Source organism: Nocardia sp. NPDC051981 (genome assembly GCF_040680715.1).
Taxonomy (GTDB): Bacteria; Actinomycetota; Actinomycetes; order Mycobacteriales; family Mycobacteriaceae; genus Nocardia.
Genome location: NZ_JBFAXK010000002.1, coordinates 502,498 through 516,330, shown reverse-complemented (window position 1 = coordinate 516,330; position 13,833 = coordinate 502,498). Strand labels below are relative to the sequence as shown.

Below are 13,833 nucleotides of genomic sequence, written 5' to 3'. Positions count from 1 at the left end.
GGATCCGCCCGGCGCACACACCAATCCATCCATTCGCCACACCTGACCGAAGGCCGCGCTATTCACCCGTGAGGGCGTGTCCGACGATCTCCTCGGCCGCGGCCTGGACCTGCGCGAGGTGTTCCGGCCCCTGGAAGGATTCGGCGTAGATCTTGTACTTGTCCTCGGTGCCCGACGGGCGGGCGGCGAACCAGGCGTTCTCGGTGGTGACCTTGACGCCGCCGAGGGCGGCGCCATTGCCACGGGCGCGGGTCTGGATGCCGGTGATGGGTTCGCCGGCGATTTCGGTCGCGGTGATCATGTCGGGCGTCAACGCCGCCAGGCGGGTCTTCTGTTCCGGGGTGGCGGTGGCGTCCACGCGGGCGTAGGCGGGTGAGCCGTAGCGTTTTTCGAGTTCGGTGTACCGGGTGGACGGACTCTGCCCGGTGACGGCGGTGATCTCCGCGGCCAGCAGCGCGAGCAGGATCCCGTCCTTGTCGGTGGTCCACACGGTGCCGTCCATGCGCAGGAACGACGCGCCCGCGGATTCCTCACCACCGAATGCCAGGCTGCCGCTGAACAGTCCGGGCACGAACCACTTGAACCCGACCGGCACCTCGTACACGTCGCGGCCGAGCACGCCGACCACCCGGTCGATCATGGAGGACGTCACCACCGTCTTGCCGATCTTGGTGAGCGCGTCCCACCCCATCCGATTGGCGATCATGTACTCGATCGCCACCGCCAGGTAATGGTTCGGATTCATCAGTCCCGCATCGGGAGTCACGATCCCGTGCCGGTCCGCGTCCGCGTCGTTGCCGGTGGAAATGTCGTAATCGTCGCGAATCGCCACCAGCGAGGCCATGGCGTACCGCGACGAGGGATCCATCCGGATCCGCCCGTCGGAGTCCAGCGTCATGAACCGCCAGGTCGGATCGACGAACGGATTCACCACCTCGAGCTCGAGGTCGTACCGCTGCCCGATCTCCTCCCAGTAGTCCACCGAGGCCCCGCCCATGGGGTCCGCGCCCAGCCGAATCCCGGCGCCCCGAATGGCGTCCAGGTTCAGCACATTGGGTAGGTCCGAGATGTAGCGGTCCAGGTAGTCGTAGCGCTCCACCTTGGTGGCCAGCGCCTGCGCCAGCGAGGTGCGCTTGACGTCGGCGAGCCCGGTGCGCAGCAGCTCGTTGGCGCGCGCGGCAATGGCATCGGTGGCGATGGTGTCGGCGGGACCGCCGTGCGGCGGGTTGTATTTGAACCCGCCGTCGCGCGGCGGATTGTGCGAGGGCGTCACCACGATGCCGTCGGCCTGGTGCCGGGTCCCGCCCCGATTGTGCCGCAGCACGGCGTGACTCAAAGCCGGTGTGGGCGTGTACCTGTCGCGCGAGTCGATGACGGCGGTGACGTCATTGGCGGCCAGCACCTCCAGCGCGGTGGTCCAGGCGGGCTCGGACAGCGCGTGCGTATCCCGTGCCAGATACACCGGCCCGGTGATGCCGCGCGAGGCACGGTATTCCACGATCGCCTGGGTGATGGCCAGGATGTGCGCCTCGTTGAAGGCGCAGTCCAGGCTCGACCCGCGATGCCCGGAGGTGCCGAAGGACACCAGCTGCGCGGGATCCGACGGATCCGGAATCCGGCTGTAGTAGGCCGTCACCAAGTGCGCGATGTCCTCGAGGTCCGTGGCCCGGGCCGGTCGTCCGGCTCGATCGTGGGCCATGCTCGCACCTCCCTTCCGTATCGCCTGCGCCCGGCTGGTCATGAGAATCACGGCCACACCCACTGCCCGAGGAAGGCACCGAGGTAGGCCGCGGCCAGGCTTGCGCCGACGCCGATCACGACGTTCGCCACCGCATAGCTGTAAGCGCCCTCCTCGGCCAATCGAACCGTTTCGTACCCGAACGTACTGAACGTGGTCAGCGCGCCGCAGAACCCCGTCCCCACGGCAGCCAGGAACCAATGATTTGCTCCCGCACCGATCAACGCGCCCAGCACGGCCGAACCGCCCATGTTCACCGCCAGTGTGCCCAGGGGGAGAACACTATCGAATCGATGGGCCACCGCGCGATCCACCAGATACCGGACGGGCGCCCCGAAGAGCGCGCCGAGGATCACCAGCAGCCCTGTCACCGCCGCACTCCGGCGAAGACCTCGACCGGCGAGAGCGCCACCGTCACCGAATCCAGCAGGTCCGCATTGTTTTCCACGAACGCCCGCAGCCGCGCGGTGTCGTCGATGATCATCACCATCACCGGCAACCGCTCGGCCAGATCGAGCAGCCGGGCGGTGTGGATATGGGAGGACACTCCGTAACCCTCGACGCCGCGCCACACACTGGCCCCGGCCAATCCGGCATCCCGAGCACGCCGCACGATCTCGTGATACCGGGGCCGGTGCCGATAGGTGTCGTCCTCGCTGAGCAGCACCGTCAGCCGAGACGCGGGTACCCACTGCCGAACCATGTCACTCATCGCCTTCCCCCAATCGTCGTGCCGTCTCCGATACCCATCGTGTCGCACTCACGCCCAGCAGGACCGAAATCAGTCCTGTCACCACCGTCCCCCCGAGGTAGGCCAGTCCGGCGCCGACTCGGCCCGATTCGAGCAGTGTACGAACTTCCACCGCGTAGGTGGACATGGTGGTGAATCCGCCGAGAATCCCGACCCCGAGAAAGGGCCGCAACAGCCGGTGCGCCACCCAGATCTCGGTGATACACACCATCAGTACCCCGATGAGGAAGCAACCGATCACGTTGACCGCCAAGGTCTGCCACGGAATCGAGCCGTGGTGCGGCACCCACAGGCTCATGGCGTAGCGCGCTTCCGCGCCGATCGCGCCACCGAGGGCGATGACGCCGAGCAGGGCGGCGTCCACGCCCGCGACTCTCGCTGCCACCGCCCCTCCTCTCAAATTAGCCAAATCATTGCTGTTCGGCGTGTTGGTGAAGCCGTACAGCAGCCCGGAACTGCGAGGATAGTGCCGCTTGCCCAGAGTTGTCCCATCGGCCTCGAGGAGTCAAAGTTGGCGGTGCGGCAGTCGATCAGAAAGTTGCTGGTACAAGGGTTCGGAATCGCCACGGTACTGGTGGCCGCCATGGCTGCCACCCCCGCGGCCCACGCCGGGGCGATTTATCCGGTTTCCGACCCGGACGGGTTCTACTACGCCACAGGGAATCTCGCCGCCGCCCATAACGGCGACATCCTCGATTCCCGCCTGGTGCCCAACCATCCCTGGCCCGGAGCGACGGTGTGGCAGCTGAAGTTCCGCTCCACGAACTCCACCGGCGTGCCCATCGCCGCGGTGACCACCCTCATCACCCCGGGTCCCGGCCCGCGACCGCTGTTGTCGTATCAGCCGTTCGTGAATTCCCTGGGCATGCAATGCGCGCCGTCGCACACCCTGTTCAACGGCGGCGTGCGGGAGGCTGCCGCTTTCCCGCTGCTGCTGGCGCGCGGCTGGGCGATCGCCGTGCCCGATCACCTCGGCCCCGACAGCGCCTACGGCGCGGCCCGCATGGGCGGGCAGATCACCCTCGACGGCATTCGCGCTGTCGAGCGTTTCGCCCCGGCGGGACTGGGTGATTCGCCGGTCGGCCTGGCCGGTTACTCCGGCGGTGCGATGTCCACCGGTTTCGCGGCCGCCATCGCCCCCGACTACGCGCCCGAGCTGCCGATCGTCGGCGTCGCGGAGGGCGGCGTGCCGGTCAATCCGGGCAAACTGGCCATCCAGGTGGGCAATACGCCCCAGCCGCTGTTCGGCCTGGGCTTCGCGGTAGCAGTGGGCATGGAGCGCGAGTACCCCGCCCAGATCCAGCTGGACAGCTCGCTCACCCCCTTCGGCTTCTGGATGCGCGACCGCATCGCCAATTCCTGTGTGGAAGACATCATTTCGGTCGGTGCGAACCACAGCATCGGCGACGTCTTCCACCCGGGCAAGGAGAACGACCCGGACCTGATCCACACCATGCACGCCAATGCCCTCGAGGTCGTCCCGGAGCTCATCCGCCAACCCCTCTACGAATGGCACGGCAGCAACGACCAGGTCCCCCTGGACCTCGCCCTCGAGACCGCGGACCGCTACTGCGCCGCCGGCACCCCGGTCCAGTTCGACATCATCCCCGGCGCCGACCATGGCACCGCCATGGTCGGCGGCGCCACCGCATTGGACTACCTGTCCGACCGGTTCGCGGGCCTGGCCCCGCCCTCCAACTGCCGCTGATCGCGGTAAGCCGAAAAAGAAGCGGCCCCGCTCACTTTCGTGAGCGGGGCCGCTTCCATGTCCGGAACTCAGTGCGCCAGAACGGGCTCGCCCTCGGCCGGGACCGGCACCATGTTGGGCATGATCAGACCGGTGACCACCGCGCCGACCACGAAGATCGCTGCGGCCCACCAGAAAGTGGTGGTGTAGCTCTTCACCGCGGCCTCGGCCAGCACCGCCGCCGACGGCGGCACGTGGCTCGACGCGTAATTGTTGAAGGCCGTCGAGGCCAGCGTGCTCAGCAGCGCGGTGCCGATGGAACCGCCGACCTGCTGGCTGGTGTTCACCATCGCCGAGGCGACACCGGCGTCGCTGTGGTGCACGCCCGAGGTCGCGCCACTGAAGGCCGTCGACATCGCCATGCCGAGACCCAGGCCCATCAGGACCAGGCTGGGCAGGATGTGGCTCGCGTAGCCGGTGTCCACGCCGATGCGGGTCAGCAGCACCATTCCCACTGTGGCGAGCAGGAATCCGCTCACCACGGTCACCTTCGGGCCCACCCGGGGAATCAGCAGAGCGGGCACGGTGGTGGAGGCCGCCACCATGCCGGCGACCATGGGCAGGAACGCCACGCCGGTGCGGATCGGCGAGTACCCCAGCTGCTGCTGCATGTAATAGGTGAGGAACAGGAACATGGCGAACATGCCGATGCCGATGGTGAACACCGTGACGTACGACGCGCCGCGGGTCTTGTCCAGCACCACGCGCAGCGGCAGCAGCGGATGCGCGACCCGCTGTTCCAGCCAGGCGAACACGCCGAGCAGCAGCACGCCGCCGATCAGGAAGGACAGCGTCAGGCCATTGGTCCAGCCGTCCGACTCGGCATGCGAGAAGCCGTAGACGATGGCGAACAGGGCGGCGGTCACCGCCAGGGTGCCGGGCAGATCCAGCTTGGGCCGCTCGGTGGCGGTGTGCCCGGCCAGCAGCAGTACCGCGCCGACCAGCGCGACGGCCGCGAAGACCAGGTTCACGTACATCACCCAGCGCCACGAGGCCCACTCGGTGAGCGCGCCGCCCAGCAGCAGGCCCAGGGCGCCGCCGGCGCCGGCGATGGCGCCGAAGATGCCGAAAGCCTTTGCGCGCTCGGCAGGTTCGGTGAAGGTGACGGTCAGCAGCGAGAGCGCGGCGGGCGCGAGCAGCGCGGCGAACACGCCCTGAGCGACGCGGGAGCCGACCAGCACCTCGAAGTTGCCGGCCGCGCCGCCGACGGCCGAGGCGACCGCGAAGCCGACCAGGCCGGTGATGAAGGTGGTGCGCCGTCCGAACAGATCGGAGAGCCGTCCACCCAGCAGCAGCAGGCTGCCGAAGGCGAGCGCGTAGCCGGTGATGACCCACTGCCGATCGCCATTGGAGAAGCCCAGATCGGCCTGCGCGTGCGGCAGCGCGATGTTCACGACGGTCGCGTCCAGCACGACCATCAGCTGGGCGACGCCGAGTACGGCGAGCACCCACCAGCGCAGCGCGTGCGATCCGCGCCGCGGCGCGGCGGCCGGTGCCGCGACCTCTTTCTCGAGAGCTGTTGTCATGGCGGTTTTCCTCGTCCCCTAGGATTAGTGGAGAACCTGTCTCCGCTTACCGGTAAAAGCTACCAGCAAAACGGAGACCGCTCCTCCAGATAATCCCGATTGCTGTTAGGATCAGGGTGTGAATCACGTCACCACCGCGCCTCCACCTCGGCGTCTGCGCGCGGACGCCGCCCGCAATCAGCAGCGCATCATCGCGGCCGCCCGCGAGCTGTTCGCCGATCGCGGGCTGGAGGTCACCCTCGACGATGTAGCGGAGCGCGCCGGCGTCGGCGTCGGCACCGTCTACCGCCGCTTCGCCAACAAACAGGAGCTCATCTCCGAGGTCTTCGACCAGATGGTCACCGAACTCGCCGGGGCCGTGGATGTGGCCCTGCACCATCCGGACCCCTGGGAGGGCCTGGTCGATCTGTTCGAGTACTCGTGCCGGCACGTCGCGGTCAACCGCGGTTTCGGCGAGGTCATTCTCGAACTGCACGACAGCATGGATCGCTTCTGCGCCATGAAGGATCACATCCGGCCCGGCATGCAGGCGGTCATCCAGCGCGCCAGGGACGCGGGCGCGCTGCAGCCCGATATCGAGGCGGGCGACTTCTTCGCCATGGTGAACATGGTCGACGGTATTGCCGGATTCGCCCGGCCGGTCAATCCCCAGGTCTGGGAGCGCTATATGGCGCTGATTCTCAATGGCGTGCGCGGCGACGGCGTGCCCCGCCTGCCGCTGGCGCAGCCGCCGCTCACCGAGGACGAAGTGGAACGGGCCAAAGCCGCGGCATATACCCCTCGCAAACGGTAGCGCGCATCACACTCGCGGTTTAAAGTTGGTCGCATGACCAACTCTTGGGTGAACTGGGCCGGGGATCAGAGCTGTACCCCGGCGGCCATCGCCGAACCGAGCTCGCCCGAGGACGTCGCGGCAGTACTCGCACAGGCCGAAGCGAACGGGCACACCGTCCGGGTCGCCGGATCGGGACATTCCTTCACCGAGACCGTGCTCACCGACGGCACGCTGCTGCGCCTGAACAAGCTGGACCGGATCCTGAACGTGGACCGTGAATCCGGGCTGGTCCGGGCGGAAGCCGGCATCACGCTCAATGCCGCCAGCAATGCGCTGCACCCGCTGGGCCTGGCCTTCCCCAATCTCGGCGACATCGACGTGCAGTCCATCGCCGGCGCCACCGCGACCGGCACCCACGGAACCGGATCCAAGCTGCAGAACCTCTCGGCCGCACTGCATTCCGTCGAGCTCATGCTCGCCGACGGCAGCCGGGTCGAACTCAACGAGCAGACCGACCCCGACGGCTGGCGCGCCGCCCGCGTGAACGTGGGCGCGCTGGGCGTGGTCACCGCCGTGACCCTGCAGATGGTGCCGTCCTTCGTCCTCGAGGGCATCGAACGGCCGGTCCCGGTCGAGGAGGTGCTGGCCGATCTCGACAGCTACGTCGAGGGCAACGAGCACTTCGAGTTCTACATGTTCGCGCACAGCCCGCTGGCAATGACCAAGCGCAACAACCGGGTCGAGCTGCCCGAGCAACCGCGCGGCAGAGCCGTGGACTGGTTCTCCGACATCCTCATGACCAACTACACCTTCGACGCGCTGTGCCGGCTCACCCGCCGCCGCCCGAACCTGATCCCGCTGGTCCAGCGCAGCGCCGCCTACGCGGGCAGCTACCGCCGCCAGGTCGAGCGCTCCTACCGGGTCTTCGCCAGCCCCCGGCTGTTCCGCTTCACCGAGATGGAATACGCACTGCCACGCGAGCATTCGGCCGACGCCATCCGCGAGATCAAGGAGGTGGCCAAGCATTTCGACACCCCGATGCCGATCGAGGTGCGCTGGGTCGCCCCCGATGACGCCTTCCTCTCCCCCGCCGGCGGCCGCGAGACCTGCTACATCGCCGTGCACCAGTACCAGGGCATGAACTACGAGCCGTATTTCCGCGCCTGCGAACGCGTCTTCGACCGCTACAACGGCCGCCCGCACTGGGGCAAGCGGCACTTCCAGACCGCCGAGACCCTGCGCGAGCGCTACCCGGACTGGGACAGGTTCGCCGAGGTCCGCCGCCGCTTCGATCCGAAGGGCCGCTTCACGAACGAGTACATCGAGCGTGTCCTGGGTCCCGTGCTCTGAAAGTGCCGGCCACCGCGCACCGAAAGAGGACTACTATCGATTGCTGAAAGGTCGCTGTAACTGCCCGAACGTGATCGACATAGGGAGGGTTCCGATGCCTGAGCGGCGGATCGAAGTAGGGAACCACGACGATGCCCACTGATGACGACTCCGATGACAAGGTCGAACGCCTGACCGACGACCTGCGCACCACCGCCGACGATCTGACCACCGACCTCGGGGTCACCGCCTCCGACCTGCGCGAGCGAGCCGAATCAGCGGCGGGAGCGCTGGCCGAGCGAGCCAGCGGCGCCGCCGCCGAACTGGCCGACCGGGCACAGAGCGCGGCCGCCGATCTCGCCGATATGGCGAAGGCCTTCGCCGACAAGATCACTCCCGAGGATCTCCAGAGCACTCTGGAATCGGTGCGCGCCAACCTCGACCACGCCGCCCAGGACGTGCTCGCCGCGGTCAACGAGATCGTCACCGCCCTCAAGAACAGGGCCGGCGGAAAGTAGTCCCCACTCGACCCCGGTTCCGGGCCACTGTGGCCCGGAACCGGGGTCGTTCGCTTTCATCCGGCCGCTTCGTTCGTTCCAGACGGCCCCGTCGGGTTGCCGATTGTGTGCCAGCCCCGACCGACCGTCCGGAGTGATGCACGTCAAGGGGGCTGTGCCACGTGCGCGCTACACCGCGACCAGCCCTTAAACTCCCATTCAGAAGATAACGAAAACGTCTCGGATTGGATCAAGCGCGCATCATGCTCAAGGGCTTCAAAGACTTCCTGATGAGGGGCAACGTCATCGATCTCGCGGTGGCCGTGGTCATGGGCACGGCCTTCACCGCGATCGTGACCTCGGTGACCAAGGGTGTGATCGAACCGTTGCTGGCCACCCTCGGCGGCAACAAGGAATACGGCCTGGGCTTCCAACTCCTGTCCGACAAGCCGTCCACCTTCGTCGCCCTCGGTCCGATCATCAGCGCCGGCATCAACTTCCTGTGTGTGGCCGCGGTCCTGTATTTCGTGCTCATCCTCCCGATGAACACCATCAAGAACCGGCTCAGCAAGCCCACCGCGGTGAAGGCCGATCCCACCGAACTGGAGCTCCTCACCGAGATCCGCGACCTGCTGGCGAAGCAGAACGCGAACAAGTGAGCCGCGCACCCCGGGTAGTCTTAGCCAGGTTGTTGCCAGCAGCTTGACCTATGCCTAGCCGAGGAGGCGGAAGACGTGGGCCGCATCCCACCCCGGGAACAGCCGGACGATCTGGCGGACCGGGTGGCGCCCGCGCCGGTGAGCCGGTGGGCCATGCTCGCCGTGCTGTGCGCGAGTCTGCTGCTGGTGGCGATGGACGCGACCATCCTCAATGTCGCGCTGCCGTCGCTCATCGATCACATGGCGCCCACTCCGATGGAACAGCTCTGGATCGTCGACCTGTACGGCCTGGTGCTGGGAGGCCTGCTCATCACCTGCGGCGCGATCGGCGACCGCTACGGCCGCAAGCGGCTGTTCCTGGCCGGCTTCGTGCTGTTCGGCCTGGCCTCGGTGGTGGCGGCGACCGCGCACGCGCCCGCGCAGCTCATCGCGGGCCGCGCGCTGCTGGGCGTCGGCGGGGCCATGGTGATGCCGTCCACCCTCTCGCTGATCCGCAATATTTTCACCGATGACCGGGAACGCACCCTGGCCATCGGCATCTGGGCCTCGGTGGCCGGTGCGGGCGCGGCCATCGGCCCGCTGGTCGGCGGCCACCTGGTCGAAGCGTTCGGGTGGTCGGCGGCCTTCTGGCTGAACGTACCGGTGGTGATCATCACGGTCGCCGCCGGACTGTGGCTGTTGCCGGAGTACCGAGCGCCGCAGCACGGCAGCCTGGACTGGGCGAGCGCGGCGCTGTCGGTGCTGGGCGTCGTGGCGCTGGCGTGGGGGATCAAACATGTGGCCAAGGGCAATCCGGCCCCGATCGATCTGGTGATCATGGCCGCCGCGGTGATCCTGCTGGGGCTGTTCGCCTATCGGCAGCTGAAGTCGCCGGATCCGCTGCTGGATGTGCGGTTGTTCCGCAATCGCGCGTTCACCGCGGCGGCGCTGGCCACCCTGCTGGCCATGCTGGCCATCGGTGCGGCACTGTTCCTGATCTCGTTGTGGCTGCAATACATTCACGGCTACTCGCCCTCCCAGGCGGGCATGCGCACGCTGCCCGCGGCGCTGGCCACCCTGTTCGGCTCGCTGTCCACCCCGTGGCTCATGCAGCACGTGAGCGTGCGCGCGCTGATGGGCGCCGCGCTGGGCGCGCTGGCTGCGGGTTTCGCGGTGCTGGCGGCGGTGCCGGACACCACCTATCCGATTGTCGCGCTGGTAATGGTGTGCCTGGGCATCGGTGACGGCATCGCCATCACCACCGCGGCCGCGGTGCTGGTATCGGCGGTGCCGGCCGAGCGCGCCGGGCAGGCGGGCGCGGTCGAGGAGACCAACTACGAGCTGGGCATCGGCCTGGGCGTCGCGCTGCTGGGCAGCATTCACGGCCGCCTGTTCACCGGCCACATGACCGGATTGCCACTGCAGGGCGACGATCTGGCCGAGGCGCGGGGCTCGGTGGGCGGCGCGGCCCATATCGCCGAGCAGATCGGCGGGCCCACCGGTGACGAGGTGCTGCGCATCGCCCAGCACGCCTACGATGCCGCGCTCACCACCACCTCCTGGATCTCGACCGCCATGGTGGGCACGGTCGCGGTGCTCACCATGATCCTGGTCCCGCGCGGTTTCAAGGCCACCGCCGCGCACTGATCGGCACGCCGTATCCGGTTATGCCAGTGACACTTTGAGCTGGGCCAGCGCCGAGCGGATGCGAGCCTTGACCGCGGGCAGCCCGAGCCGCTCGGTCACCCGCCGCTGGCGCTGCACCAGGTTGGCGGTGACGATGTGGCCGGGCCCGCCAACGGGGTGGCGACCGAGAGGTCCTTACCGGTCCAGTGCCGCCGGGTCGCGCGAATACGGGCTCAGCACACCGGCTTCGGTGTCGTCGAGGCACATGGGGACGGCGGCCACCGAGGAGATCCGGTGCCGCTCTTGCCGTCAGCTCATGGTATTTGCCGGGCGGGGTGCTGCGGAAAAGTTGCGCTCATTCGGCTTCGATCCGAATCTCGCGCTCCACCACCCGCCGTGCCACCTCCACCAGGGAAAGCCCATGGGTGAAGGCGTATCCACGCAGGCGGGCATAGGCATCGGCGATCTCGATGCCGAGCCGGGCGCTGGTCATCCCGGCCGCCTGGTGAATCCACCGGCTGGACAACGGCTGTGCCCACTGCCGGGCGTCGTCGCCGGTGGCCAGCACCAGGCTGGCGGTGACCAGATCCGCGATGTGCAGCGCCGCCGACAGCAGTCGCGGCCCCGGCCGCCCGACCGAATCGCGGTACAGATCCACCGCGCCCAGCCGAATCGTGCCCAGCCGCAAGGGCACTGCGAACAGGGAACCCGACACCGGCTCCTCCGAGAGCGCCTCGGCGAACCCGGGCCAGTTCTCGCAGTGGGCGCTCAGATCGGTGATCACCACCGGCACCCCGTCTGCCACCGCCGAGACCGCGGGCCCCTCCCCCGCGGTGGCCTGCGCCCGCTCCACCCGCTCGGCGAATCCGTCACTGGCACACCAGGGTTGCATGCCGGCGTCGCGTTCCTCGAGCACGATGGCCGCCCGCCGGACCGGCAGCACCCGCACACACGCGGTGCACACCGCGCTCAGACCGCCGCCGGCATCACGCACGGCGCGCAGGAACTGTCCCGTCAGCTGATCGAACTGCGACGAAGCCATCACCATCGAACCGCCCCACAATCATCGCCCGGCGATGAGTAATTCGGTGCCCGGGGCCAGTATCACCGTCACGGCTCGACAACCAACAGGGCCGAAAGTCACTGTGGCGGACGATGATCAGGGCTGATAGGCCACACCGAGCCGGGACAGGCCGCGCAGGTCGTAGGTGTGGGTGGCGACCGCGCCCAGCAGCAGACCCACGGTCAGGCCGAACACCGTCATCCAGATACCGGTGCTCAGACCCGCCTCCAGGTGCCCGTCGAAGAACAGGATGGCGCGCACCGACAGGTAGATCTGGTGCATGGGCTCGAAGCTGGACAGCGCCGCGATCCAGCGCGGAATCGCCTCCACCGGAATCGAACCCGAGGAGGACGGCAGGCCCAGCACCACGAAGACGATCATGTTGATCAGCAGCCCGGCGGTGCCGAAGGCCGCCAGCACCGACAGCCCGGTCACCCCCACCGCGATGATGGCGAGCGTGCCGTAGAGGAACAGCGGCAGCGGCTGGTCGATCGGCATGCCGAAGATCCTCGCGATGCCCATGAACATGCCCGAGAGGACCGGCGCGGTGATGACGGTGATGGCCCACTTGACCAGCAGGGTGCGCCAGCGGCTGATGGACGCCGGCTCCGGCGCGCGGAACCACGGGCCGTATTCGGCCGGGGCATAGCCGAGCACATTGTCGATCATGGAGTGGATGATCATGGCGCCGCTGAAGCCCGCGAACAGCAGCACGAGGGTGTAGAAGAAGGCCGACAGGCCCTGGCCGGTGCCCGCGGGCAGCGGCCGATACGGACTGACCACGACGTCGATGGGCTTGGCCAGCTGCAGCCGTGCCGCGCCGGACAATTCGGTTGCGGGAGCACCCGCCTTGGGCGCCAGCTTGGCCTTCACCTGATCGGTGAGCTGCGCACCGACGGTCGTATTGACCTGTGCCATGGCACGATCGGTGATGCGCTGCACGATCGAGGACGCGTAGGTGCCCGCACGCGGATTGGTCTGCACGGTGATGACCGGGCGCTCCACGTCGCCGGGGACCACCGAGGCCGCCGCCAGGATGGACAGCCGCTTGGTGAAGTCGCTCGGAATGATGATGGCGCCGTAGATCTGGCCATTGCTCAGCTGCTGGCGGGCGTCATTGATGCCGACCAACCGCAGATCGATCTTGTCCTTCGGAATCTGCTCGGTCAGCGCACCGGTGATCTGGTCGCCGACATTGAGGGTCTTGCCATCCATCACGTCGCCCACATCCTGATTGACCAGGGCGACCGGGAAGTCGTGCAGGTTCTTCTCCGGGTCGGAGGTGTAGCCGAGGTACATGGTGCCGATCAACGCCGCGAGTAGCGTGAGCACCAGCATCGGGCCGATCCAGCCGCGCAGCGGCACGGCCCGCCGGGGCGGGGTCGCCGCCGGGGTCGCCGTGGCCTCCGGGCCGGTCGGGGAGGCACTGTCATTCGCCATGCGACGAATGTAGGCAGTGACAACAAAGTAGTCAACGCCAACATGGCCGAGTGTGTCCGATATCCTGCTCTCACCATGAGCATCGCCAAGCGCAAAGCCCGCGAGGTGGTGGAGCGCGCGCGGTCCTACCACCACGGGGACCTGCGCGCCGAACTACTCCGGCGCGCCGAGGAGACCCTGCGCGGCGCGGGTGTCGACGGCCTGTCGCTGCGGCAGCTCGCCCGCGACACCGGCGTCAGCCACGCCGCGCCCAGCCGGCACTTCCGCGACAAACAGGCACTGCTGGACGCGCTGACGGTAGCCGGATTCGAGCGGCTCGGAGCCGGATTCGAGAAGGCCGCCGCCACCGGCGCCTTCCTGGAGCGCCTGCGCGCCATGGCCCACACCTATCTGCGCTTCGCCATCGACAATCCGGCGCTGCTGGCACTCATGTTCGCGCGCAAGAACAGTGCGACACCGGCCATCGGCGAGGCCGCCGCCCGCGCCTTCACCGTGCCCATCGAAATGGTCACCGATGCGCAGGCGAGCGGCGAGGTGGTGCCCGGCGACGCGCGGCGCATCTGCCTGTCCGCGGTCGCCGCGCTGCACGGGCTGGCCGCCATCATGGGGTCGGGCCTGGTCGACGCCGAGGAGGCCGACGGCCTCTTCGACGAGATGGTCACCCACATGATGAACGGTTTGCGTCCGCGACGCTGACGCCGCG

14 protein-coding genes are annotated in these 13,833 nt (G+C 68.1%); 7 read left to right on the top strand and 7 right to left on the bottom strand.

The features are described from left to right. Window positions 1–58 precede the first annotated feature (58 nt). From pgm to crcB (AB0L60_RS06310), 4 genes are read right to left on the bottom strand one after another with little or no spacing between them, the layout of a single operon-like run. Complete coding sequence (gene pgm, locus AB0L60_RS06325; protein ID WP_364608099.1) at window positions 59–1,699, bottom strand: phosphoglucomutase (alpha-D-glucose-1,6-bisphosphate-dependent); 1,641 nt, start codon at window positions 1,697–1,699, stop codon at window positions 59–61. A gap of 47 nt (window positions 1,700–1,746) precedes the next feature. Next, a complete protein-coding gene (crcB, locus tag AB0L60_RS06320; protein ID WP_364608096.1) occupies window positions 1,747–2,109 on the bottom strand; it encodes a fluoride efflux transporter CrcB in 363 nt (120 codons plus the stop codon). Then, a complete protein-coding gene (locus AB0L60_RS06315) occupies window positions 2,106–2,450 on the bottom strand; it encodes a DUF190 domain-containing protein (protein WP_364608094.1) in 345 nt (114 codons plus the stop codon). The genes crcB (AB0L60_RS06320) and AB0L60_RS06315 overlap by 4 nt, the downstream gene beginning before the upstream one ends. Continuing rightward, on the bottom strand, window positions 2,443–2,874 hold the full coding sequence (crcB, locus tag AB0L60_RS06310; protein ID WP_364608091.1) for a fluoride efflux transporter CrcB: 432 nt from the start codon (window positions 2,872–2,874) through the stop codon (window positions 2,443–2,445). The genes AB0L60_RS06315 and crcB (AB0L60_RS06310) overlap by 8 nt, the downstream gene beginning before the upstream one ends. Window positions 2,875–3,006: 132 nt before the next feature. Here crcB (AB0L60_RS06310) and AB0L60_RS06305 point away from each other — a divergent pair, with 132 nt between their 5' ends. Next, a complete protein-coding gene (locus tag AB0L60_RS06305) occupies window positions 3,007–4,197 on the top strand; it encodes a lipase family protein (protein WP_364608576.1) in 1,191 nt (396 codons plus the stop codon). A 68-nt stretch (window positions 4,198–4,265) separates the two neighbouring features. Here AB0L60_RS06305 and AB0L60_RS06300 read toward each other — a convergent pair whose 3' ends face one another. Next, on the bottom strand, window positions 4,266–5,762 hold the full coding sequence (locus tag AB0L60_RS06300; protein ID WP_364608088.1) for an MFS transporter: 1,497 nt from the start codon (window positions 5,760–5,762) through the stop codon (window positions 4,266–4,268). A gap of 118 nt (window positions 5,763–5,880) precedes the next feature. Here AB0L60_RS06300 and AB0L60_RS06295 point away from each other — a divergent pair, with 118 nt between their 5' ends. The 5 genes from AB0L60_RS06295 (at window position 5,881) to AB0L60_RS06275 (ending at window position 10,648) form a co-directional block, all read left to right on the top strand. Then, complete coding sequence (locus AB0L60_RS06295) at window positions 5,881–6,555, top strand: helix-turn-helix domain-containing protein (protein WP_364608085.1); 675 nt, start codon at window positions 5,881–5,883, stop codon at window positions 6,553–6,555. 33 nt (window positions 6,556–6,588) lie between these two features. Beyond that, complete coding sequence (locus AB0L60_RS06290) at window positions 6,589–7,887, top strand: D-arabinono-1,4-lactone oxidase (protein WP_364608082.1); 1,299 nt, start codon at window positions 6,589–6,591, stop codon at window positions 7,885–7,887. Between the two features lie 131 nt (window positions 7,888–8,018). Further along, entirely contained in the window at window positions 8,019–8,384 is a 366-nt protein-coding gene (locus tag AB0L60_RS06285; protein ID WP_354840665.1) for a hypothetical protein, read from the top strand. Window positions 8,385–8,608: 224 nt separating this feature from the next. After that, complete coding sequence (gene mscL / locus AB0L60_RS06280) at window positions 8,609–9,022, top strand: large conductance mechanosensitive channel protein MscL (RefSeq protein ID WP_364608078.1); 414 nt, start codon at window positions 8,609–8,611, stop codon at window positions 9,020–9,022. A gap of 75 nt (window positions 9,023–9,097) precedes the next feature. Next, window positions 9,098–10,648, top strand: coding sequence for an MFS transporter (locus tag AB0L60_RS06275; RefSeq protein ID WP_364608075.1), 1,551 nt, complete (start codon window positions 9,098–9,100; stop codon window positions 10,646–10,648). Window positions 10,649–10,982: 334 nt separating this feature from the next. Here the strand turns inward: AB0L60_RS06275 and AB0L60_RS06270 are convergent, their stop codons facing one another. Both AB0L60_RS06270 and AB0L60_RS06265 read right to left on the bottom strand, forming a co-directional pair. Then, complete coding sequence (locus tag AB0L60_RS06270; RefSeq protein ID WP_364608072.1) at window positions 10,983–11,669, bottom strand: GAF and ANTAR domain-containing protein; 687 nt, start codon at window positions 11,667–11,669, stop codon at window positions 10,983–10,985. A 117-nt stretch (window positions 11,670–11,786) separates the two neighbouring features. Continuing rightward, window positions 11,787–13,130 (bottom strand): DUF3533 domain-containing protein, encoded by a 1,344-nt coding sequence (locus tag AB0L60_RS06265; RefSeq protein ID WP_364608069.1) that lies wholly within the window; start codon window positions 13,128–13,130, stop codon window positions 11,787–11,789. Window positions 13,131–13,205: 75 nt separating this feature from the next. Here AB0L60_RS06265 and AB0L60_RS06260 point away from each other — a divergent pair, with 75 nt between their 5' ends. Next, window positions 13,206–13,826, top strand: a complete 621-nt coding sequence (locus AB0L60_RS06260; protein WP_364608066.1) for a WHG domain-containing protein — start codon at window positions 13,206–13,208, stop codon at window positions 13,824–13,826. The last annotated feature ends 7 nt before the right edge of the window (window positions 13,827–13,833 follow it).